The 22,702-nt window shown below is 38.1% G+C and carries 17 protein-coding genes; 13 read left to right on the top strand and 4 right to left on the bottom strand.

What is annotated here, in order from left to right:
• Nucleotide 1: 1 nt before the first annotated feature.
• Nucleotides 2-871 carry a metal ABC transporter solute-binding protein, Zn/Mn family gene (locus tag ACE01N_RS09695; RefSeq protein ID WP_380587756.1) on the bottom strand — a complete coding sequence of 290 codons (870 nt, stop codon included), beginning with the start codon at nucleotides 869-871 and terminating at the stop codon, nucleotides 2-4.
• A gap of 66 nt (nucleotides 872-937) precedes the next feature.
• Here ACE01N_RS09695 and ACE01N_RS09690 point away from each other — a divergent pair, with 66 nt between their 5' ends.
• From ACE01N_RS09690 to ACE01N_RS09655, 8 genes are all read left to right on the top strand, one after another.
• Nucleotides 938-1,639: a ComF family protein gene (locus ACE01N_RS09690; RefSeq protein WP_380587753.1), complete on the top strand. Its 702-nt coding sequence runs from the start codon at nucleotides 938-940 to the stop codon at nucleotides 1,637-1,639.
• Nucleotides 1,640-1,651: 12 nt separating this feature from the next.
• Entirely contained in the window at nucleotides 1,652-2,449 is a 798-nt protein-coding gene (locus ACE01N_RS09685) for a PorV/PorQ family protein (RefSeq protein ID WP_380587750.1), read from the top strand.
• Nucleotides 2,419-4,428 (top strand): helix-hairpin-helix domain-containing protein, encoded by a 2,010-nt coding sequence (locus ACE01N_RS09680; RefSeq protein WP_380587747.1) that lies wholly within the window; start codon nucleotides 2,419-2,421, stop codon nucleotides 4,426-4,428. Before ACE01N_RS09685 ends, ACE01N_RS09680 begins: the two co-directional genes overlap by 31 nt.
• A gap of 102 nt (nucleotides 4,429-4,530) precedes the next feature.
• A complete protein-coding gene (locus ACE01N_RS09675) occupies nucleotides 4,531-6,075 on the top strand; it encodes a glycoside hydrolase family 10-like protein (RefSeq protein WP_380587744.1) in 1,545 nt (514 codons plus the stop codon).
• 1 nt (nucleotide 6,076) lies between these two features.
• Nucleotides 6,077-7,537 carry a glycosyltransferase family 2 protein gene (locus ACE01N_RS09670; RefSeq protein WP_380587741.1) on the top strand — a complete coding sequence of 487 codons (1,461 nt, stop codon included), beginning with the start codon at nucleotides 6,077-6,079 and terminating at the stop codon, nucleotides 7,535-7,537.
• Nucleotides 7,509-8,522 carry a DUF4922 domain-containing protein gene (locus ACE01N_RS09665; protein ID WP_375729602.1) on the top strand — a complete coding sequence of 338 codons (1,014 nt, stop codon included), beginning with the start codon at nucleotides 7,509-7,511 and terminating at the stop codon, nucleotides 8,520-8,522. The genes ACE01N_RS09670 and ACE01N_RS09665 overlap by 29 nt, the downstream gene beginning before the upstream one ends.
• A complete protein-coding gene (locus ACE01N_RS09660) occupies nucleotides 8,519-9,829 on the top strand; it encodes a SpoIID/LytB domain-containing protein (RefSeq protein ID WP_380587738.1) in 1,311 nt (436 codons plus the stop codon). The genes ACE01N_RS09665 and ACE01N_RS09660 overlap by 4 nt, the downstream gene beginning before the upstream one ends.
• On the top strand, nucleotides 9,813-11,093 hold the full coding sequence (locus ACE01N_RS09655; protein ID WP_380587735.1) for an MFS transporter: 1,281 nt from the start codon (nucleotides 9,813-9,815) through the stop codon (nucleotides 11,091-11,093). Before ACE01N_RS09660 ends, ACE01N_RS09655 begins: the two co-directional genes overlap by 17 nt.
• A gap of 46 nt (nucleotides 11,094-11,139) precedes the next feature.
• On the opposite strand, the gene ACE01N_RS09650 is transcribed toward ACE01N_RS09655, so the two are convergent.
• The 3 genes from ACE01N_RS09650 to ACE01N_RS09640 all read right to left on the bottom strand — a co-directional run bounded on the left by ACE01N_RS09650 (nucleotide 11,140) and on the right by ACE01N_RS09640 (nucleotide 14,206).
• Nucleotides 11,140-11,523, bottom strand: a complete 384-nt coding sequence (locus ACE01N_RS09650; RefSeq protein WP_380587732.1) for a hypothetical protein — start codon at nucleotides 11,521-11,523, stop codon at nucleotides 11,140-11,142.
• Between the two features lie 244 nt (nucleotides 11,524-11,767).
• Nucleotides 11,768-13,699 carry a T9SS type A sorting domain-containing protein gene (locus ACE01N_RS09645; RefSeq protein WP_380587729.1) on the bottom strand — a complete coding sequence of 644 codons (1,932 nt, stop codon included), beginning with the start codon at nucleotides 13,697-13,699 and terminating at the stop codon, nucleotides 11,768-11,770.
• 3 nt (nucleotides 13,700-13,702) lie between these two features.
• Nucleotides 13,703-14,206 carry an RNA polymerase sigma factor gene (locus tag ACE01N_RS09640; RefSeq protein WP_380587726.1) on the bottom strand — a complete coding sequence of 168 codons (504 nt, stop codon included), beginning with the start codon at nucleotides 14,204-14,206 and terminating at the stop codon, nucleotides 13,703-13,705.
• A 1,017-nt stretch (nucleotides 14,207-15,223) separates the two neighbouring features.
• Between ACE01N_RS09640 and ACE01N_RS09635 the strand changes: the two genes are divergently transcribed.
• From ACE01N_RS09635 to ACE01N_RS09615, 5 genes are all read left to right on the top strand, one after another.
• Nucleotides 15,224-17,470, top strand: a complete 2,247-nt coding sequence (locus ACE01N_RS09635; RefSeq protein ID WP_375729596.1) for a RelA/SpoT family protein — start codon at nucleotides 15,224-15,226, stop codon at nucleotides 17,468-17,470.
• 44 nt (nucleotides 17,471-17,514) lie between these two features.
• Nucleotides 17,515-19,239: a (E)-4-hydroxy-3-methylbut-2-enyl-diphosphate synthase gene (ispG, locus tag ACE01N_RS09630; RefSeq protein ID WP_380587722.1), complete on the top strand. Its 1,725-nt coding sequence runs from the start codon at nucleotides 17,515-17,517 to the stop codon at nucleotides 19,237-19,239.
• A gap of 524 nt (nucleotides 19,240-19,763) precedes the next feature.
• Nucleotides 19,764-20,423 (top strand): LbetaH domain-containing protein, encoded by a 660-nt coding sequence (locus ACE01N_RS09625; protein WP_380587719.1) that lies wholly within the window; start codon nucleotides 19,764-19,766, stop codon nucleotides 20,421-20,423.
• Entirely contained in the window at nucleotides 20,423-21,547 is a 1,125-nt protein-coding gene (gene rffA, locus ACE01N_RS09620) for a dTDP-4-amino-4,6-dideoxygalactose transaminase (RefSeq protein WP_380587716.1), read from the top strand. Before ACE01N_RS09625 ends, rffA begins: the two co-directional genes overlap by 1 nt.
• Nucleotides 21,544-22,683, top strand: coding sequence for a TDP-N-acetylfucosamine:lipid II N-acetylfucosaminyltransferase family protein (locus ACE01N_RS09615; protein WP_380587713.1), 1,140 nt, complete (start codon nucleotides 21,544-21,546; stop codon nucleotides 22,681-22,683). Before rffA ends, ACE01N_RS09615 begins: the two co-directional genes overlap by 4 nt.
• Nucleotides 22,684-22,702 lie beyond the last annotated feature (19 nt).

Below are 22,702 nucleotides of genomic sequence, written 5' to 3'. Positions count from 1 at the left end.
GCTAGAGATTTTTTAAATAGTTTGCCAGCTTTTCAGATTCAGCCATATAATCATATCCCAGTGGATCTATCTCAATTAATTCGGCTCCTGATTCTTCGGCTATTACCTGAGCATTGCTCTTGTCAAACTGTTTCTGGATAAAAATGTATTTAATCTTTTTGCTTTTGACTTCATCGATCAATTGCTTTATGTAAGCAGCTGTTGGTTCTTTGCCTTCCTTTTCAATCGAAATCTGTTCAAAACCATAATCATGGGCTATATATGCCAATGCCGGATGATAAATCACAAATGTTTTTTGTTGCGCATTTAACGCTGCATCTTTGAATAAAGAATCCAGTTTGTTAAGGTCATTTTGCAGAATAACATAATTGCTGTCAAGTGTTGACTGGTTAAATAATTTAGAGTATCCCAGCATCGCATACATTATTTCAACCATCTTTTTGGCCTCTTTGGGTGAAACCCATAAATGAGGATCAGATTCTTCATGTTCTGCCACAGAGCCTTCATGATGATGCCCTTCCAGCCTAACAATACCGGCAGTAGTATTGATAAACATCGTTGTTTCATTCAAATCTTTGAATTTCGGCAACCAAACATTTTCAAATCCGAGCTGATCAATGTAAAAGTAATAAACCGACTGATTCATCTCCTTCATTTGTTTGGGTGTTGGACTGTAGGTCGCAGGATTGCTGCCAGGTGGCAGCAGACAATTTACATGAACTTGTTTACCCGTTAAAATGTCCAGCCATTGTTTTTGCGGTAAAATAGAAACAGACATGGTAATGCCTTGTTCTTTTTTTGCAGTACAACCTGTGAAGACCGTTATTATGCTGAGTAAAATGATAAGTGAAAAAAGCCGGCTTTTCATCATTTGAAAAAAATTGTAACTTTATAACAACCCTTTACATTGTTTGTTGCAAAATTATAACCTAAAACAATGAAAAAAAATTTAATCTCAAATTATCTCAGGGATTTTACGGCTTTGCTGTTTCCTGACCTTTGTTTTGCCTGCTCCGGACCATTGATGGGGAATGAAAAATACATCTGTCTCTCGTGCGAATACGATTTACCCGAAACGCATTTTGATGTGATGGAAGGTAATCCGGTGGAGCAGGCTTTCTGGGGAAGGAGCCGGATTTATTCTGCTACGGCTTTTGTCCGGTTTGAAAAAGGAAGTAAAGTGCAGCATTTGTTGCATGCATTGAAATACAACGGTCAGAACGAGTTAGGTGATTATATGGGCCAGCTTATGGGACAAAGTATCAGGGACAACAGAAGATTTAATACCGTTGATGTAATTATTCCGGTTCCGTTGCACCCGAAAAAATTAAGAAAAAGGTCTTATAACCAGAGTGAATGTCTTGCAAAAGGTATGGGTAATGTTTTGCACAGACCTGTTTTAACCAATGTGTTGATCCGAAAGATTTATAATCCGACCCAGACAAAAAAGGGAAGGTATCAGCGTTGGGAAAACGTAGAAGGAATTTTTGAAGTAGTGGAACCGGGACAGTTGGAAAACAAACATGTTCTTTTGGTTGACGATGTGATCACTACCGGGTCAACGCTTGAAGCAGCCGCTTTGCCCCTTGTTGGAATTATGAATACCCGGGTAAGTGTAATGACATTTGCATTTGCCTGAAAAACCTACAATATGAATAAATACGTTTTATTGCTGAGTATTGCGTTTTGCAGTACGATGCAGGCCTCTGATTTTTATTTTCCGGCCGGAGCAGTATCAAATACGTCTGTTGCCGGTTACAGTCTCTGGGCAGTAGTTAATAATCCGTCAGTTACGGCTTTTTACAGTAACCCGGAGATAGGAGTTAATTACGAATCACGGTTTGGACTAAAGGAGCTTTCTGTCAGCTCTGTCGGCCTTGTTTACCCGGTTCAGACAGGAACGGTGTTTTCTTCTTTTCAGCACTATGGCTATTCGGTGTATCACGAAATGAGGTTTAGTATTGGCTATTCGCGGGCTTTCGGCGAGAAATTTGGAGGTGCAGTGCAGTTTAATTTATTGGCCTTCAGGCCTGATCCGGAAACGCAGGAACTGTATTCGTTTTCTGCCGATGTGAGCCTGTATGCGAAACTAACGGATAAGCTGAACCTTGGTTTTAATCTGATCAATATTCCTTCCGCAAAATTTAAGGATGATGTTACAACTCAGGTTCCTGTTATGTACAGATTTGGTCTGGATTGGAAGATTTCGGATTCATTCGATGTGCTTACGGAAATTTCCGCTAAAAATGGGCAGGTTCCAAATATTAGTGGAGGGGTATGCTATGAATTAATCAAAGATTTTAAAGTTTTAGCAGGAGTTGCGGGTAATCCTGTAGCTGTTTCAGCGGGTGTGATGTATTCAAAATGGAATTTACATCCGGGGATCTCCTGTTCAGTAATCAGACAAATCGGAAAAATATGGAATTGCTCTGTAAGCTACGGGTTTTAATATTATTCTTGGTTTGGCTTTTGGCACAAAATGCCATCTCCCAGGATTTTGGATCAACACTTGAGGAGGTAATAGAGGATATTGCCGCAAAAAGTGAAGACGAACTTCCTGAGGATTGGATAGAGTACATGTATGAATTAGCAGAGCATCCTCTGAATCTGAATTCTGCCACAAAAGAAGAACTTGAACGAATTAGGTTTCTGACCTTGTATCAGATCGAAAATTTGCATCATTATATTTATGAGTACGGCGAACTGTATTCAATTTATGAATTGTTGGCTGTTAAAGGTTTTGATGAGCAGACCGTGCGTTGGTTGATGCATATTGTAAAGGTTGGTAAGGTTGGAAATCTTACTTATGGAAGATACAACAAAAAGGATACATTTTTTATAAAGCATGAATCTTTGTTTCGAATATCAGGAACTGCAGAACCTTTAAGGGGAACTGTTGATGGTAGCTTTGAGGGTTCTCCTGTACAATTACTGTTAAAACATAAAACTGAAGCAGGGAAGTATAAGGTGGGATTAGTATACGAAAAGGATGCCGGTGAAATGTTTTGGGATACACGGTTGCAACGCCCTGAATATTTAGCGTATTATCTGGAATATAAAGACACAGGAAAATTTAAACATATGATTATCGGGAACTATCGGGTTAATTTCGGGCAGGGGCTAAACCTGTGGCAGAATTTTGGCTTTGGTAAATCGTCCATGGTAATGAATGGCGTAAAATCAGGACCTGTGTTTACGAGACATTCATCAGCATCGGAGTACAATTACTTTCAGGGAGCTGCTGCAACGCTAAATGTATTGAATTCTGAGTTTTCGGTATTTGGTTCATACCGTAAACCAGATGCGACCATTCGTAAAACTGATGAACAGTTATTGGTGACATCGGTGGGCGAAACAGGTTATCACAGGACAGAATCAGAGAACAACAGGAAAGCAAATCTGCAGCAATCAGCTTTTGGGATGCGTTTAAGCAAAGGATTCAGCAAGATAAAAATTGGCGCCTCTTTTCATACGATTGTTTATGATTATCCGGTATCGGTTGTAAGCGAAAATTATAACAGCAGGTACTATAAAGGTTTGTCTGCTGATTTTCTGTATTCCGGATCTTCTATAATTGGTTGGGGAGAGTTTGGTGCAGATCTTAATGGAAAACTGGCAGGTTTGTTGGGTGTAAATATTTATCCATCAAGTATTTTTTCATTGTCATTGGTAGCCCGGTCTTTTCCTTCAGACTATCAGGTGGTGTACAGTTCGCCGTTTTCTGAAACGGGAAAAAGTGACAACGAAAAGGGGATTTATCTGGGGGTTGAAGTTTTGCCGTTTGCCGGTGTAAAGGTGCAGAGTTATCTGGATGTTTTTCGGTTTGATGCTCCGCGGCTTAACGTAGATGCACCATCTTCGGGTTTTGAAAATCTTACAGCGTTGTCCTGGATTCTGACACGCACAACAAATCTGAATTTGAGGTTTAATTATGAGCAGAAAGAGAAAAATTATTCGAATGGCATCTTCAATGCGGTTGAGCCGTTTGATAAGATGTCAGTAAGGTTTAGTCTGAAATCTGATGTGCTGGAGGGATTATCATTGCAAAGCAGAATAGATTATGTTACCAATACGTATTCAGGTTCGCCTGAGAATGGATGGATGTTCCTTCAGGATGTCAAGATGAAAATGCCTCATCCTGGTTTAGGAATTACGGCCAGAATTGCATTTTTCAGTACAGACTCATATAATTCAGGTGTGTATGTTTATGAACCGGATGTATTGTATGCTTTTTCAGTCCCTGTTTATTACGGGCAGGGGATGCGGTTTTTGGTGAATATTAATTATAAAATATCAAAACATACAATACTGTATGTTAAGTGTGGTCGCTTTGTTTACAGAGACAAGGAAAGTATAAGCAGTGGGGTGACTGAAATACAGGATAATATTAAAACAGATCTGCGATTTCAGATAAGATTTAAGTTTTAGGAATAAGTAAGTTGTTTAAAACCTGTCAATTAAATTCGTACGTGTCCCTTTTCTCTATGTAAGATTTCGCTATATTTGCTTTCTTCAAAAAGGCACTCAAGGATGAAACAAAACCTCACGGCAAGGTTAATTTTTATTTTATTTACTTATTTGGTTGGTAGTATGGGTGTTGCGCAGGATTCTCCGAAAAGGGAAATGCGTGGCGTTTGGGTGGCTACCGTTCTGAATATTGACTGGCCATCAAGGGCGGGACTTAACGCAAGGCAACAACAAAAGGAAATCGATCAGTTACTGGATGATTTTAAATCCTTAAACCTGAATGCTGTTTTTTTGCAGATCCGGCCGGTTAGTGATGCCATATATCGTTCAAATTATGAGCCATGGTCGCAGTATTTATCAGGTGTTCAGGGAGAAGCTCCAAATCCTTTGTACGATCCTCTCGATTATTTTATTGAGGGATGTCATAATCGTGGAATGGAATTGCATGCCTGGATGAATCCATTTCGGGTAAAGCAAAAACCGGAAGATAAACTTGTTGAAGGTCATATTTTTGAACAACACCCTGACTGGGGCTGGCAATACGGAACCAAAACATATCTTGATCCGGGGATTCCTGAAGTGAGGGATTTTTTGGCTGAGATTGTGAAGGATGTGGTGACGCGCTACGATGTTGACGGAATTCATTTTGATGATTATTTTTATCCCTATCCTATACCAGGTGAAGAGATTCCTGATTCAGTGTCATTTGAGAAATATAATAATGGCTACTCCATTGACAGAATAGCCGATTGGCGGCGGAATAATGTTGATGAATTCATTTTTAAAATAAACCGTGATATAAAAGATATAAAGCCCTGGGTGCAATTTGGGGTAAGTCCGTTTGGTGTTTGGCGAAATAAGCAGGATGACCCGGACGGCTCCGATACAAATGCCGGAACTACGGCATATGACGGCTTATACTCCGATGTTATAAAATGGATCAGACTGGGATGGGTAGATTATTTAGTGCCCCAGATTTACTGGCAGTTCGATCATCCCAAAGCAGATTTTAAAACTCTGGCTGACTGGTGGGGAGAGCATGCATTCAACCGGAATATGTTTGTTGGTCACGGTCTGTACAGACTGACACAGGAAGGTGCGGATGAAGCGTGGAAGAATCCGGTTGAATTCCCGAGGCAGATAAGGTATGTCAGAAAAAATCCTGATTTAAAAGGAAGTATATGGTTTAGTAGTTCACGTTTTTTCAACGAAACTATCGGGTTCACTCAATTTCTGAAAAATGCATATTACAGGAATAAGGCGTTAATGCCAGAGATTAAATGGATAAAAGGTGATGAGCCATTTACACCTGTGAATATTAAGGCCAGAAAGGTTAAAGATAATAATGTGCTACTTGAGTGGGATAAACCATTTGTGAAAGAGGGTTTTTCTGAACCCAAATTTTACGTAATTTACCGCTGTAAAAATGGTGAAAAAATAGATATTAATGATCCGAAGTATATTTTTGATGTTGTAAAACATCCTGAGTATTTAATAAAGATTCCGTTTTTTAAACTCAAAAAGGAAGAATATATCTACCGGATTACTACTATAGACAGGTTGAACAGTGAAAGTGAACTCAGTAATCCGGTTGTAATAAATCAGTAATATGTTACGCACAGATTTAATTTTTTTTTCAGATATTTGTATTGGACTAGATGATAATTTGATTGATGTAAGAATCTCAATATCTGAGAAACCCCGGAACGAGTCTGTCGTTTTACTTTCTGGATTTAAAAATCCTTATTGTACAAACGCTTTAAAAAAGGCTGGAACATATTTAAAAAGTGAATTTGTGGCCATTATCGCAGACAGGAAGAATCCGAAAATTGTGGGCAATGGTTTAAACCGAATGATTAATGTGATGCATTCACAGGGATCTGAAATGGTTTATTCAGATTACTGGTTGAGTTCTGATGGGCATCAGGATTTAATACCCGTTCTTGATTATCAACCCGGAAGTCTGCGTGATAATTTTGACTTTGGTGTGGTACAGTTGTTCAAAAGATCAACATTTGAAGAATGGTGCGAATTTACAGAGGAGTTGGAGTATTCATCTCTTTATTCGCTTAGGTTGTTTGCCTCGCGAAAGGGACTGGTAACACGCATCCCGGAGCCATTATTTATTTGCGACAGAACAGACGTAAGGGCTAGTGGTGAAAAACAATTCGATTATGTAAAAAGGGAATCGGAAGAGCGGCAGAAAGAATTGGAATTTGTTTGCACCTTACATCTGGAAATGATTAACGGATTAACGGATCCGAATAAAATGGAAGTTGTTTTTGAAGATGATTTTCTGGTTGAGGCGACTGTTGTCATACCAGTGAAAAACAGAGTGAGTACCATCGCAGATGCTATCCGGTCGGTTTTATCACAAAAAACAGAATTCGATTTTAACATCATTGTAGTAGATAATCATTCTGATGATGGCACAACAGAGGTGATCCAAACTATTGCAGAGAAAGACAAAAGGGTTGTGCATCATATCCCTGAATCAAAGGGTTTAGGTATTGGCGGATGCTGGAACGAGGCATTAGACCATGAACAATGTGGAAAATTTCTGGTTCAACTTGACAGCGACGATCTTTATTTTAATGAACGAACTTTAGAACGAATTATAAGTACTTTTTACCGTGATCATTGTGCTATGGTAATCGGGTCATATAAAATGGTTGATTTCAACCTGAAAGATCTACCGCCTGGTATTATTGATCATAAAGAATGGACGGATGAAAATGGTGCGAATAACGCTCTTCGTATTAACGGATTGGGTGCCCCGCGTGCTTTTTATACAAATGTCCTGCGTGATATCAGATTTCCAAACACCAGTTATGGTGAGGACTATGCTGTTGTTTTAGCCGTATCAGGCCGGTATAAAACATCACGTATCTATGACCCGGTATATCTATGCCGGCGATGGGAAGGAAATTCTGATGCCAGTCTTAATGTATATCAGGAAAACAGAAATAACTGGTACAAAGACTGGTTGCGTACAACTGAATTAAATAAACGCATTTCATGTAACAGGAAAAAAGAGAGGGATGAAAGAAACACTGAAACATATTGCTGAAAAAGAGATGTTGGAAGCTTTTGCAGGAGGAGAACAGTTTCAGGAAATGGTTTTTGCGCTTTTGGATCAGCAAAAGTTTGTCTGGCAGCTGGCGTCTAAAAACTATCGGAGCCTGAAAAAAATGAAGATACGAACGCTTGAGATTGATGATGTAAAAATATATCTGCAATATAATGCTGAACGTATAAAATCAACCAGTGCCAAAGTTGATGAAAAATCTATTAGCGAACGGCCTTGTTTTCTATGTGAGGAGAATCTTCCTCCAATGCAGGTCGGTGTTCCGTTTAAGGATAAATATCTGATTACGGTAAATCCTTATCCGATTTTTCATCATCATTTTACCATTCCGTTAATGGGGCATTCACAACAGGAAATCGGGCCATATTTTCATGATATGCTTGAACTCGCAGAACAGTTACCTTGTCTGACAATTTTTTATAACGGTCCTAAATGTGGGGCGTCAGCTCCGGATCATTTCCATTTTCAGGCTGTTACTACCGGTATTTTGCCCGTTGAACGCGATGCCGCAAAACTAAACTATACCGAGCCATTTTTTGTAACGGATAAAATAAATATATCAGTTTTTAAACATTATCTGCGTAATGGTATAGTCATAAAATCACCATGGGCCGGAGAAGTTGAAATGGCTTTTGCCGCCTTAATGGATGCCTTGCCCAACAAGGATAACGGCGAACCGATGGTGAACATCATTACCACTCATAACGAAGATCAGTGGCAGGTAATTATTATGCCAAGGGACAAGCATCGTCCGGAATGTTATTACAGCTCACATGACGATAATTTATTGCTTAGTCCTGCTGCTGTTGATATGGGAGGAATTTGTATCCTTCCCCGTGAAGAAGACTTTGATAAGGCTACTCCGGAATTAATCAGGCAGGCATACATGGAAGTTACCCGTAGTGATATTGGATTTGACAGTGATCTTAAACGGTTTTCAAAACGTTTGAAAGCAATCTGGCCGTGATATTTGAATCCGGAAGTGAACCTGTTATAGAGGTCGGTTTGTTGCTGGCTGAAAAAATAGAGGTTTGTTTGCACGGTAATTATTCGAACAAGGAAAAGACGTTTACAAATAATATTGAAATTACCATCAGTGACAAAGGGCTTGTTGTTGATGGTAATTTTTATTTTGAACCGGATGGTTTGAACCTTAAACCCGAAAACGATGCCACCTTTACGGTTAAAGATGTGGTATTTGGGATTGGATTTCATTGGGAAAGGTTGGAGGATCTTACATTTAAAGGAGAACTCGGTTTTAAAATTGAGGACCGAAAGATCAGGTTGATTAACCGCGTAACACTGGAAGATTATCTTAAAAGTGTTATCTCATCCGAAATGAGTGCGACCGCCTCAAATGCGTTGCTGAAAGCTCATGCAGTGATGTCCAGGAGCTGGTTAATTGCTCAGTTGATCCAAAAACATAAACCGGACACGCATATTGCTGACGCTTCAAATGAAATTATACGCTGGTACGATCGCGAGGATCACTCAGGTTTTGATGTGTGTGCCGACGACCACTGCCAGCGTTACCAGGGCATAACCCGGATAACAAATGAAAAGGCGTTGAAAGCAATCGAGGAAACCCGCGGTTTGGTGCTGAAATTTAAAGACGAAATTTGCGATGCCAGGTTTTCAAAATGTTGTGGAGGTATAACAGAACGGTTCGATACCTGCTGGGAAGAAGAGAATCCGCCATATCTGCAACCTGTATTTGACGGAACAGGAACTGATACCCGTAATTATTATGATGAGGCAGGCGCCAAAGCATTTATCTTAAAGGATATGGACGCTTTTTGTAATACAAGCGATACTAAAATTCTGGATCAGGTATTGAATGATTACGACCGTGAAACTCCGGCTTTTTTCAGATGGAAAGAGGAAATGACAGCCTTGGAAATAAAGCGGTTGTTAAAGAAAAAAATCGGGATAGAGATTGGTGATATTCTTGATCTGATCCCCCTGGATCGTGGAGCCTCTGGAAGAATATTCAGGTTGAAAATTGTAGGATCGGAAAATGAAATTACAATAGGAAAGGAGCTGGAAATACGCAAAGCCTTGTCGGAGTCACATTTGCTGAGTTCGGCTTTTGTTGTGGATAAGATAACGGACGAAACTAGGGGATCAACACTGTTTAAGTTGCATGGTGCTGGTTGGGGACACGGTGTTGGATTGTGTCAGATTGGTGCGGCTGTGATGGGAGAGAAAGGTTATTCCTTCGAAGAAATTTTAAACCACTATTTTAAACAGACCAGCCTTGAGAAAATCTACTAAACATGTCAATCCATGGGCGTGGGTTCCCTCGTTATATTTCAATCAGGGACTGCCGTATGCCGTTGTAATTCTGGTGTCGGTTATTCTGTACAAGGATCTGGGCATGTCGAATACCGATATTGCCTTTTATACCAGTTGGTTTTATGTGCCATGGGTAGTCAAACCGTTCTGGGGTCCGATAGTAGACAATATCAGTACAAAACGGTTTTGGATTGTGGTGACCCAGATTCTGATGGGAGCAGGTTTTGCGGTACTTGGTCTGTCCTTGCAATTGCCCGAGTATATTAAATGGAGTCTGATTGTATTTTGGCTGTTGGCTTTCAGTTCTGCCACTCATGATATTGCTGCCGATGGCTTTTATATGCTGGGTCTGACACAGAAGGAGCAAAGTTTTTTTGTAGGTATTCGCAACACCGCTTACCGCATTGCCATGATTGCAGCTCAGGGTGGCATTGTTATTTTCGCAGGGATTTTAGGCAATCGAACTTCAAATCCTAAAATGGCATGGACGCTGATTTTTGTTGGAACCGGGGTTGTGTATTTCGGAATTGCTATTTATCACTGGTTAATTTTCCCAAAGCCTGATCTGGATGATAAACGTAAAATTTTTAGCCTGATTAATCTGTTTGAATCTTATTTTAAAACATGGACCGCTTTTTTTCAAAAACCGCAAATACTAATAGGACTGTTTTTTATTCTTTTATACCGTTTGGGCGAAGCACAACTTGGGAAAATTGCTGCACCCTTTTTAATGGATGATCCTGCGGTTGGCGGTTTAGGGTACAACAAGGAGCAGGTAGGATTTTTATATGGAACTGTAGGCGTACTTGCATTGGTAGGCGGTGGTTTGCTTGGTGGAATTCTGGCATCAAAAAAGGGATTGAAATACTGGATGTGGCCCATGGTGATGGCGATGAACCTTCCGAATCTGGCTTATGTATATCTCGCTTACTTTCCACCTTCAGATATTTCCATTACCGGTATTCTGATTGCTATTGAACAATTTGGATATGGCCTGGGCTTTACAGCTTTTACGCTTTATCTTATTCATTTCTGTGAAGGTGAATTGCGTACGTCGCATTATGCCTTTGCAACCGGATTTATGGCTCTGGGAATGATGTTACCCGGAATGATTTCCGGATGGATACAGGAACAGATCGGCTATCAGTATTTCTTTATCTGGGTACTGCTTTGTACCATTCCCGGTTTTTTACTGGTTCGGTTTCTGCATATCGATCCAAGATTCGGGATGAAAGTAGAGTGATCATATTAGTTATAGGGTGAATAAGATTGCTACAATTCGTAAAGTATTACGTGTCGGTTTTTATTCTTTTAATTAATAATTTGTATTGGATTGTAGAATCAGGCTTAAATATCGGCATTCTACTATTTATGTCTGGTTTTAGACAGGGCATATTATCAAATGAATATTGTTTGTCAGTCAAAGCAAAATTATTATTATGGTCATAGTCTTTATTGATTTTTAATTCTGGAACCTTTAAGTATTTGCCATAGATTAATGATTTTGTTGCGTGCTGATTTGTCTTAAAATCAAGAGTTCTCATACTGTGCGGACGAAAATCAATTATCGAATTCGGTTCTGATAAAGAGATATGTAAATTACCCTTTAGCTGGGAAAGGCAACTCAAAGAAATAAACCCCAATAAAAATGTCGTTAGAATAATATATTTCATACCTATTAATTTTATTATTGTCTTTTGTGTGGTTTTAATTCCGGGTTTTATCAAAAATTTGTCTACATATTAAATTAAATGCTACCATTTACCTTGTGCATAGCTCTGCAATATGTTCTGCAAATTACAAAAAAAGTGACATTAAATATAATGTTTTTACTTTGGATTAGCAGTTATAGTCACCGGGTGATTATAAATGTTATGTAAATATTCACCCGGTGATTAAGGTTAAGCTAATTATCAATCAATTCTTTATAAACCTCAGGCTATGGCTCATGCCATCCTGGTTTGAAAATACAAACAGGTACATGCCGGGTTGAAGCTCTCCAATATTCACTTCAACAGTTTCTTCCCCTGTTCCAGTCAAGCTGATTTTTTTATGAATGCCGGTTCGTTTCCCTGATAAGTCCACAGCTTGAATGGTGAGTTCATTATCTTCGGTATGCGGTATGGTAATGTTAATGACATCGTTTGCCGGATTGGGAAAAAGGTCAATGATTCCAACTCCCGGAATAGGCGTGCAGTAGGCCTGGAAAAATTTGCACTCTGCTTTTTCTGTTTTATTATCTGTAATGCCCAGTACATTTATATTATATTCTTTGCGAAGTTCATTGGCAATGGAATCAGGAAGACGGGAGAAGAGTTCTTCGGAAGGTTCGAACCAGAAGATTTCACCATCACTTTTATTTACTCTGGACGATTTGAAACTACTTCTGGTATAGCCTAATGAATTCCATGAAATAAAAATAGGAACTAAATTATTAACATTTGATATAAGTGAATCAGTATTAAAATTCTCTTTTTCATAATAGGTCATTCCGTCTGCATATTTTAACATTCCATTGGTCGTGCATGCATATTGTGGTCTGATAGACAAATCATTAAGGGTTAAATGTTGGAAATTATAATAATGGTTGCGATAATAGGAATTTGGACCAGTAAACGGTCTGAAGTTATACGTTCCGTCTGAATTAAATTCTTTTTCTGTGGTTGACTGACTCCAACCTGTTTTTGTTGAACTCGTATTATTTATTGTATCATTGTAAAACAAAAACATTGAGGAAAAGTAGTTGGTGTGATAGGTCCAAATAGTTGTGTCAGATATCATCCTTTTTTGAAACCCGAGTTTTAAAAGGCCTGAACTATCCAAGACAATTTTATTGATTGATGAAATAAATTCTTTTCTCAATACATTCGCTGATTTTTTAACTTTAAGCTCATGTAGTACAATGTTATCCTTATTAGATTGCGACTCCTGCGATTCAACAATATCCCAGAATTTATCATTTGGAACAAAAAATGCGATTAGATCCACCTTTGCGTAATGATTTGTACCTGCAGGTAGCTTAACAGGTGCGAGTTCCATATTTTTTATATCCTGAAATTCTACCAGTTTTCTGTAAATTAATGGTTTAAACGAAACCACATATGCAGGATAGAAATCGTTATTTGTGTTTTGAGGTATACTGTCGATATAGAACGTTGGTTTCATTTTTTGATGATAATCAAAATTGTAAGATCCGGTAGATATTAAAGTTCTGTAATAACCGCTGCTGTCTTTGTTAAAATAGACTGTTCCATTAATAAAATTAGTAAAGCCAAGGTTTTCTATCTGATTAGAATTTAACACAGGTATTTTCTCTAAAATAGCAGAATCTAGTTTTGATCCGGGCATATATGTAACTCTTCCTGTTTTTCTGATTTCGGCTACGTCTTCAATCTTACAGGTCAGTCTCTCTTTTTTCTCTTTCGTACTATTATTTATTTCAGCTTTCTTTTGGGTTAAAGTGTTTTCTGAAATTGGTTCTAAGTCTTTTTTTAATTTGTCTTCATCCAATTCAGTTTCTTCTTTCATTATTTCATCTTCCGGAATTAGGTCAGAGATAACTTCCGAAAAATCTATTTGAGGTACTGAATATGTTTCGTTTTCTGTTTTCTGTTGTGTTGGTGAAAAGACTGTTACAAGGCTTATTAATAATGCTATGCCGGTCATGATGGTAAAAAATCTAAGATTTAAGATGGTGTTTTTAGGTAATCCCTGATGGTTAAATCGGAGTTTGGGTTGCCTGCGACTTTTGGCATTAGCCATAGCTTTATCTACCTTCTCCGTTTGAAAAGGAATCAATGGCTTTTGGTTTTTAGCCTGCTCAAATATGTGGTTTAAATCTTTTTGCATGGCTTACTCATTTTTTACACCTAGTCGTTTGACTAACTTTTCTCGTCCGCGCTTTAAACGCTGCTTTACTGCATCTTCCGAACTGTTTTGAATGGCACTGATTTCGCGGATCGAAAATCCGTTGATCTCAAAAAGGATCAGTGCGTTCTTTTGTTTTTCAGGAAGTTGGTCAAGTGCTTTATAAAGCGCCTGAACATCAAGGTTTGTATCAGGAGAAGAGGAATTTGAAATAAGGTTGTTGGCCTTTTCATCATTCCATTCACCCGATTTTTTCTCATTCCGGTATCTTTTTTTGCTTAGCCGGCACGCAATTCCAAAAAGATACGATCGAAAAGCAGAACTGTCACGGAGTTTGTTAAGGTTCTCAAAAGCAACGAGCAAGGTATCGCTCATTAAGTCTTCAGCATTATGCCGGTTCCGTTGTACAGCCCTGCAGTAGTCAGACAAGGCCTGATGCTCCGGTTCCAGTAAGGCTAAAAAGGTATGTTGCTTTTGGGTATCCGTCATTGTTTAGTAACAAACTCAGTAATATGTTCCACAAGTCACAAAAAAGTGACATTAAAAGTAATTTTTTTAGATACAGGAACCAAGATGCAAGAATCAAGACAACGATCCACGAAAAAAGTTCTGCTAAACGACACTATAGTCTGTACTATAATATTTAAGGATTAAAGCTAGAAACGAATAGAATTAAAGTTTTATTCAGTTTTTATACCAACTTTCTCCCCGAGTTAAATATAATGGACCCACCCTGGTTTCTTTCAAACCTGTACGTAAAGTATAATCTGCCCTCCCTAACCCCGATTTTCAATCGGTCCCAAGGAGGGTGTTTGGACAGATGCATTTGATTTGGGCGTGACTGGAATAGATTTGTAAGTATTTAGCAATGCTTGCAATCAGGCAAATAGAATTGGAATAACCATGTTCAGTTTTTATGTCGAAACGGTCCCTCTATGTTACGAAGCGTAGCGGAGTGAAAGAGAGGGTTTTCTTGAACAAGACATATTGGAAGAATGGTCCGGGGTGAGTCAAATTGCTAACCCATCCTGGTTTCTTTCAAACCTGTACGTGAAGTATAATCTGCCCTTCCTAACCCCGATTTTCAATCGGTCCCAAGGAGGGTGTTTGGACAGATGCATTTCATTTGGGCGTGACTGGAATAGATTTGTAAGTATTTAGCAATGATTGCAATCAGACAAATAGAATTGGAAGAAATATGTCCGGTTTTCATGTCAAAACGGTACCTCTATGTCACGAAGCGTAGCGGAGTGAAAGAGAGGGTTTTCTTGAACAAGACATATTGTAAGAATGGTCTGGGGTGAGTCAAATAAAGTCAACCTGTCCCTCAGATATAATATTTAGTCTCCTACTTTCCTTACATTTTGTCAGTTAAAGACATAAGTCCTGATACTTGATACTTGATTCTCTATTAAATACTAAATTTTTAAAAGAAAGAAATAACATTATTTACTTCAAGTGTTATATATATATCTTTTTTCATACTTTAGCGCTTAGAAAAGGGTTATGTCAGATTTTCAACCGGAAGAAATAAAGATTATAAATGACAGGTTCGAGGATCTTTTGAACTATTACAAAGGCGTTAATCCCAAAGGGAATGTTGCCATTGTTCAAAAGGCTTTTCAGCTTGCTTACCAGGCCCACGATGGTATGCGTCGAAGGTCAGGTGAACCTTATATTCTGCATCCCATCGCAGTGGCGGAGATTGTTGCTAAAGAGATCGGACTGGGCGCGACTTCAATTTCTTCTTCCCTGTTGCACGATGTGGTTGAGGATACGGAATACACGATTGAAGAGATGGAGCAGATGTTCAATCCCAAGATTGCGTCCATTGTTGACGGACTGACCAAAATTGCCGGTGCAACCACATTTAAATCCGATTCCATTCAGGCAGAAAACTTCCGAAAACTTCTGCTGACCATGTCGGACGATATCAGGGTGATCCTGATTAAAATTGCCGACCGGCTGCATAACATGCGGACTCTTGGCTCCATGCCGCCGCATAAGCAATATAAAATTGCAGCAGAAACGCTGTTTGTGTATGCTCCGTTGAGTCACCGGTTGGGATTGTATAACATTAAAAGCGAGCTTGAAGACCTGGCGTTCAAATATGAACATCCGGCAACCTATGCCGATCTGGCATCCAAAATAAGCCATTCTGAAGAGGAACGCGACGAGTTGTTTCGTCAGTTTACAAAACCTATCGAGGAACGGCTGAAAATGCTCGACTTTAATTTTGCCATCAAAAAGCGTATAAAATCGGTCTATTCCATCTGGAAAAAGATGCAGCAAAAAAATATTCCTTTTGAGGAGGTATACGATCTGATGGCAACCCGTATTGTGTTTGAACCCAAAACATATCTGGACGAGAAGGTACAATGCTGGAATATTTATTCTGCTATAACAAGCATTTACAGGCCAAAGCCGGACCGTATAAGGGATTGGATCAGTGTGCCAAAAGCCAATGGTTACGAAGCATTGCATATGACGGTGATGGGACCAATGGGACGATGGTTTGAGGTTCAGATCCGGAGTCAGCGGATGGATGAAATAGCAGAGAAAGGATATGCGGCGCACTGGAAATATAAATCCGGCCCGGAATCAAGTGAAACGGAACTGGAACGCTGGCTCAAAACAATCCGCGAACTTTTGGAAACACCGGAGAGCAATGCCATTGAGTTTATGAACGATTTTAAACTCAACCTGTTTTCGCAGGAAATAATGGTTTTTACGCCTAAAGGGGAAATGAAGGTGCTTCCTCAGGGTGCTACTGCTCTGGATTTTGCATTTGAAATTCATACAGAACTGGGTTTACAGTGTATTGGCGCAAAGGTGAATCATAATCTGGTTCCACTCAGCCATAAACTAAAGAGCGGTGATCAGGTTGAGATTATTACATCAAGTAAACAAAAGCCTCAGGAAGAATGGCTTAGCTTTGTTACAACCGCCCGCGCAAAATCCAAAATAAAAGCCATCTTCAAAAACGAACGGAAGAAGTTCATTAAGGCAGGTGAGAAATTACTGGAGGATAAACTCAATAAGCTAAAACTGACAACCAACGCACGAATTCTAAAAAAATTACAAACCTATTTCGACCTGGAAACCAGGGAGGAACTCATGCACAGCATTGGAAGAGAAAATATTTCAATTGATAACCTGCAGGAAATTTTAAGGGAGAAAACACAAAGTAAGATTGTAAAATACTGGAAATTACAATTCGGTAATAAAAAGAATAAGCAGCCAGCAGAGAAAAAACAGGAAGCTCAGCCGATGAGTAAACGAAAGTCGATTCAGCTTACCGATGATAAATCTGACATTGATTATACCGTTGCAACCTGTTGCAACCCAATTCCGGGAGATGATGTCATTGGTTATGTGGATGAAAGCGATAACGTCATTCTACACAAAAGGCAATGCGAAAAAGCCATAAAATTAATGTCCAATTATGGGAATCAAATTGTTGATGCTACCTGGATTTCACATAAGTTACATTCTTTCCTTTCTATCATAAAAATTAATGGCATTGATAAGCAGGGCATTTTAAGCCAGATCTCGAAGGTAATTTCAGAAGATCAGGATGTAAATATGCGGGAGGTTCATTTTGGTTCTCATGATGGTGTGTTTGAGGGGATCATTCATTTGTATGTACATAATGTTGAGGATGTGAATAATCTTATCTTTAAACTTGTTAAGATAAAAGGAATCACAAATGTTCAGCGAATAGATCAATCTCAATTGACACAGAAGCAATAATTCCTGTCTGTAATCTTTAATTACCTTTGCACAAAACGATAAATATGTCCGGCAATTATATTAATCTGACACAATACCACCGTTGGAAAACAAGCGAAGTAAGAATTGGGAATTTAACTGTTGGGGGCACATCACCGATCAGGATTCAGTCGATGACAAATACCGATACCAATGATACTGAAGCATGTGTGGAACAGGCGATTCGTATTATTGAGGCCGGAGGGGAACTTGTCAGGTTAACTGCTCAGGGTTCAAAGGAAGCTGAGAATCTGGGAAATATCAGGAGAAAACTCAGACTAAAAGGTTATAATACGCCATTGGTTGCAGATATTCATTTTAATCCCAGGGCGGCACTTGCTGCAGCAGAACAGGTTGAAAAAGTCAGAATAAATCCCGGAAATTTTGTGGATCCTGCCAAGCAGTTCAAAACGATAGAATACACTGAAAAGGAATACATTGAAGAACTGGCAAATATCAGGTATAAATTTCTTCCTTTTCTGGCGCTTTGTAAAAAAAATGATACAGCCATTCGTATTGGTGTGAACCATGGTTCTTTATCCGACCGTATCATGAGCCGGTACGGAGATACACCGGAAGGAATGGTAGAATCGTGTATGGAATACCTGCGCATTGCCAATGAGGTTGGGTTTAAGGATATTGTACTTTCTATAAAGGCGAGCAACACAAGGATTATGGTTCATACCGTAAGATTGCTGGTGAAAACCATGGAAGATGAGGGCATGAATTACCCGCTTCATTTGGGTGTAACTGAGGCCGGAGATGCGGAAGATGGTCGTATTAAATCTGCTGTTGGAATTGGTGCTTTGCTTGTGGATGGAATTGGAGACACGATCAGGGTTTCATTAAGCGAGGAACCTGAACTGGAAATTCCTGTGGCAAAGACCCTGGTTGATTATGTAGCTAAAAGAGCAGGCCACGAACCCGTGAGAACGTTTGATACATCCTTTTACCATCCTTTTTCGTATTCAAAGGTTATCTCTGATTCGGTTAAGCAGGTTGGAGGTGAGAATGTGCCGGTTGTGGTTGGATCCGTTGAACTGAAAGGTGATTTACGTCCAGATTTGATATTTAAGGAAAACAAACTTTATTCAGATAACGAAGAGATTTCGTTTGTGGAATTGAAAGATGATTTTGAAAAGAATGAATTAGCAGGACTGAAAGAAGACACTGTTTTAGTTTTGTCGACTCAAAATAAAAACAGCCATGCAGCACTAAGAAGCTTGCGTTTAAGGTTACTTGAAGCAGGCATTAAAAATCCGGTGGTTTTAAAATTATCGTATGCCGAACCAGACAAAGAAACTTTCATGCTTAAAGCAGCAACAGATGCAGGTATTCTGTTTTTAGATGGTTTAGGAGATGGACTGTGGCTTGAAGATGAAAATCAAACACCGGAAACACTGGTTCAAACAGCATTTTCAATCCTGCAGGCATCACGGGACCGGATGACAAAACCGGATTATATCTCCTGTCCGGGATGTGGCAGAACATTGTTCGATCTTCAGAAGACCATTGCCAGGATCAAAGCTAAAACATCGCATCTGAAAGGCCTTAAAATTGGCATCATGGGATGTATTGTTAACGGACCCGGTGAAATGGCCGATGCAGATTATGGCTATGTTGGTGCAGGAAGAGGCAGGATCAGCCTTTATAAAGGGAAAGCATGCATAGAAAGAAATATTCCTGAAGAAGAAGCCGTGGAAAAACTGATAAAACTGATAAAGGAAAATGGGGATTGGGTGGAAAAATAAAATACTGGATAATAGAAATGTTAAGTCAATAACACTGGTTTTAGATAAACCATATAAATTTGAGTAGAGTTTTCTTTACTTTTACATTTAGTTGGTTAAAAAATATTCAGATTTAAGGAATACTAAAAAATAAAGTATAACTAGCAATATAAAAATGTATATGTAGGATGGAGTAGTGTTGACGGGGATATCCAAATATAGCTTAATGATGATTGAAAAGGTAAATAAATGAACCCATAAAACACTGTGTAATGCAAGGATTTCATTTTGGATTGATAATCAATATTATCACAATATGGATATGTCAAAATTGGGGAATTATTATGAAGACTTCGTAATTGGAGAAAGAAATACATCTAATCAGAATTATAAAAAAGTTCTGAGTTTTAAAAGAAGAGTTATGGTTAAAAGGAGTTTATGAAAGACTATTTATTGTATCTCTGATGTTATAGGATGCAAAAAAAGTATAAAAATGCACATTAATCCATAAAGGAAAATGAATTCAATTTTCTAAAAATTATACAATGAAAGATTTAATTATAGTTGGAGGATACGGAAGTGGAGAAATTGCAGCTCAGGTTTTTTGTGATATTAATAATGTTAAAAAAACCTGGAATATAGTTGGGTATTTAAATGACATAATTAACCCAGGCGATTATTTGGGTAAGCACAAAGTTGTGGGGGCTACAAACGAAATACAGTATTTTATTGATAAAGGATATTATATTCATTACACTTTGCATTATAATGCAAAACATAAGCTGGAACGGACTAAAAAGCTAAAGGGATTAAAAATTCCTGAAGAACAACTTGCTACTGGGATACATCCTTTAGCATATGTTAATCCTGAATCTACTATTGGTAATGGAGTGTTAATGCTGCCTTACTCATCTACCAGTGTTGGTGTTGAAGTTCAGAATAATGTACACATTTATGCTTATGGCTTTTTAGGTCATGACTCAAAAGTCAGGCAGTATTCAACAATTACTGCTAAGTCAATTGTTGGTGGAAGAGTGATTATTGGTGAAGGAGCACATGTGGGGTTGAATAGCTCAATCAGGGAAGATGTTAAAATTGGAGAATATGCCATAATTGGAATGGGTTCCATTGTATTAAAAAATGTCGCATCTCATAGTGTGGTTGTTGGAAATCCTGCAAAGCAAATTAATATAACAAATAAATAATGATACCATTTAACAAACCATACATTGCAGGAGGTGAATTAAAATATATTGCTGATGCAGTGTCTCGTGGACACATCTCAGGTAATGGACATTACACCAAAAAATGTCAACTCTTTTTTGAAAAGAGGTGGGGTTTTAAGAAAACACTTCTAACAACCAGTTGTACCGATGCCTTGGAAATGTGCGCCTTATTACTAGATATTAAAGACGGTGATGAAATTATTATTCCATCGTTTACCTTTGTTTCAACGGCTTTGGCCTTTGTTCGTCAGGGAGCAAAGATTGTTTTTGCTGATAGCAGAAAGGATCATCCGGGTATCGATGAGGATGGTATTGAAAAGCTCATCTCACGCAAAACAAAGGCTATTGTTGTGGTTCATTATGCAGGTATTTCAACGGATATGGGGAAAGTTATGAAGCTTGCTGAAAAATACGGTATTTTTGTGGTAGAAGATGCGGCTCAGGCTATAGATAGTTATTATAATGATCGCTCTCTTGGTAGTATAGGACATTTAGGAACATTCTCTTTCCACGAAACAAAAAATATACAATGTGGAGAGGGGGGATTATTGGCAATTAATGATGATCAGTTTAGTAAACGTGCTGAAATTATTTGGGAAAAAGGGACTAACAGAGCCGAATTCTTCAGAGGTGAAATAAATAAATACGGATGGGTTGATACTGGGTCGTCATTTCTGCCTTCAGAGATTACTGCTGCATTCTTGTGGGGACAATTGGAAAACCTTGAAAGGATTCAGAATAAAAGAATGGAACTTTGGCAGTGCTATTATAATAATCTCAAGAAAATTGAGGATTATGTCTCACTTCCCTATATACCTGATTATGCAAGTAATAATGCTCATCTGTTTTATTTGGTTTGTGAATCGAATAAGGTAAGAGACGGTCTGATTCAACATTTAAAGAGTAATAAGTATAATGCTGTCTTTCATTATTTATCATTGCATAATAGTAAGTTTATGTTAAAAAGATACGACGGGATGGACCTTGTTAACAGTAATAGGTATTCTGACAATTTGATTCGCTTACCTCTATATTTTGAGTTAACAACAAATGATGTTAAATCTATTTGCAATAGTATTCTCCACTTTTTTGACACGTTATGATACTTCATATATCTTCTGATAATAAATTTATAATCTATTCTATAAGTCAATTTGAAGAGGTAGCACCTGGCAAGAATATTTTTTTAATTGATGTTCCAAATGATGATTATAAACTTAAATTTGTTGAAAAGGCCGAAAATGTAATTGCTGCTACAAGTCGTTCGCATCAGTATAAGCAGATCATAAATAACATTGATAAATACGATTTTGTTGTAATACACTCTCTTAACGGCGAACGAGTGAAAATTATTAACAAGGCCCCTGATAAAACTAAATTTGCATGGATCCCATGGGGAGCTGATCTTTATGATTTGGATAAATCTCTGAATTTTTATTTGCCTGAAACTAAAAAACTAATACGAAAAGAACAGTTGAGGTATTCGATTCAACGAATTTTTGAAAATAGTTATAATATAGCTTTTTATGCAAATTCAAAGTATAAGCAAAAACGTAAAGCTATTGGCAGGATTGAATATTACTTAAACAGAAAAGATAACCTTAGAATTGTAAAGCCTTATAATAAGGACATTAAACAAATTGATTACTATTATTACACCATAGAAAATACTTTGGGCAGTTGTTTAAATAAGAAAATTGCCGCGGAAAATATTTTGTTGGGTAATTCAGCTACTCCTACCAATAATCATCTTGAGGCATTTAAATCACTTAGTGAATTAAAATTAGAAGGGCGAAAGATTATCGTTCCATTGTCATATGGTGACAATAAATATCAAAAACAAATCCTCGCCAAAGGAAGATCAATACTGAAGCAAAACTTTCATCCGGTGTTGAATCTTATGCCGATTGATGAATACAATAATATAGTTTGCTCTTGCAACGTTGTTATAATGAATCACATCAGGCCACAGGCCTTTGGAAATATTCTGACTTCCCTTTGGCTGGGAGCAAGAGTTTACCTGAATAAAGAAAATACAATCTATAGCTTTTTCAAGGATTTGGGAATATTAATTTTTTCAATAGATGAAGATCTTGACCACAGTAAAAGTACCACACTGTCTGCTTTAAATGAGCATGAAGTTGAGCACAACAAAAAAATACTTATAGAAGTCTTCAGTTATGAAAAAGCGATAGAAAGAACAAGGGAAATTATACATACCATAATTAAATCTGATTAGTTGTATCAGTAGGATTATT

Origin of the sequence: Quyinboa ferrireducens (genome assembly GCF_042436675.1) — a bacterium.
In the GTDB taxonomy this organism is placed as follows: Bacteria; Bacteroidota; Bacteroidia; order Bacteroidales; family UBA5342; genus JBHJHP01.
This window is presented reverse-complemented; position numbering and strand designations above follow the sequence as displayed.